General features: G+C 52.4%; 1 rRNA gene. It reads left to right on the plus strand.

The annotated features are described in order from the left end of the window. Positions 1 to 1493: ribosomal RNA gene (locus tag AC6H04_RS02320) — 23S ribosomal RNA — on the plus strand; the annotation flags it as partial. Positions 1494 to 1495: the final 2 nt, after the last annotated feature.

The raw sequence follows: 1495 nt of genomic DNA on the forward strand, positions 1-1495 counted from the left end.
AGGTTGATATTCCTGTACTAGTAAGATATGTTTGAGCGATGGAGGGACGCAGAAGGCTAAGCCGTGCGCACTGTTGGATATGTGCGTTCAAGCAGCAAGTCTGGTTGTTAGTTAAATGCTTTCAACCGGGTAGACAAGCTGTGATGAGGACCGAATTTAAGTAGGGAAGTGGCTGATGTCACGCTGCCGAGAAAAGCTTCTAGTGAGTATCTTACTACCCGTACCGCAAACCGACACAGGTAGTCGAGGAGAGTATCCTAAGGTGTGCGAGTGAACTCTCGTTAAGGAACTCGGCAAAATGACCCCGTAACTTCGGGAGAAGGGGTGCTGCACGCAAGTGCAGCCGCAGTGAAGAGGCTCAGGCGACTGTTTATCAAAAACACAGGTTTCTGCAAAATCGTAAGATGACGTATAGGGGCTGACGCCTGCCCGGTGCTGGAAGGTTAAGTGGATGAGTTAGCTTCGGCGAAGCCCAGAAATGAAGCCCCAGTAAACGGCGGCCGTAACTATAACGGTCCTAAGGTAGCGAAATTCCTTGTCGGGTAAGTTCCGACCCGCACGAAAGGCGTAACGATCTGAGCACTGTCTCAACGAGAGACTCGGTGAAATTAAAGTACCTGTGAAGATGCAGGTTACCCGCGACAGGACGGAAAGACCCCATGGAGCTTTACTATAGCTTGATATTGGGTGTTGACACAACTTGTACAGGATAGGTCGGAGCCGTAGAAACCGGAACGCTAGTTTCGGTGGAGGCACTGGTGGGATACGACCCTTGTTGTGTGAACACTCTAACCCGCGCCACTTAGCGTGGCGGGAGACAGTGTCAGGTGGGTAGTTTGACTGGGGCGGTCGCCTCCCAAAAAGTAACGGAGGCGCCCAAAGGTTCCCTCAGAATGGTTGGAAATCATTCGTAGAGTGTAAAGGCACAAGGGAGCTTGACTGCGAGACAGACAGGTCGAGCAGGGACGAAAGTCGGGCTTAGTGATCCGGCGGTACCGTATGGAAGGGCCGTCGCTCAACGGATAAAAGCTACCCTGGGGATAACAGGCTTATCTCCCCCAAGAGTCCACATCGACGGGGAGGTTTGGCACCTCGATGTCGGCTCATCGCATCCTGGGGCTGTAGTCGGTCCCAAGGGTTGGGCTGTTCGCCCATTAAAGCGGTACGCGAGCTGGGTTCAGAACGTCGTGAGACAGTTCGGTCCCTATCCGTCGCGGGCGTAGGAAATTTGAGAGGAGCTGTTCCTAGTACGAGAGGACCGGAATGGACACACCGCTGGTGTATCAGTTGTGCCGCCAGGCGCATTGCTGAGTAGCTATGTGTGGATGAGATAAACGCTGAAAGCATCTAAGTGTGAAACTCGCCTCAAGATGAGATTTCCCATTCCTATATGGAAGTAAGACCCCTGAGAGATGATCAGGTAGATAGGCTAGAAGTGGAAGTGCAGTGATGTACGGAGCGGACTAGTACTAATCGGTCGAGGACTTAACCACGA

This window comes from Secundilactobacillus sp. MJ173, from assembly GCF_059704265.1.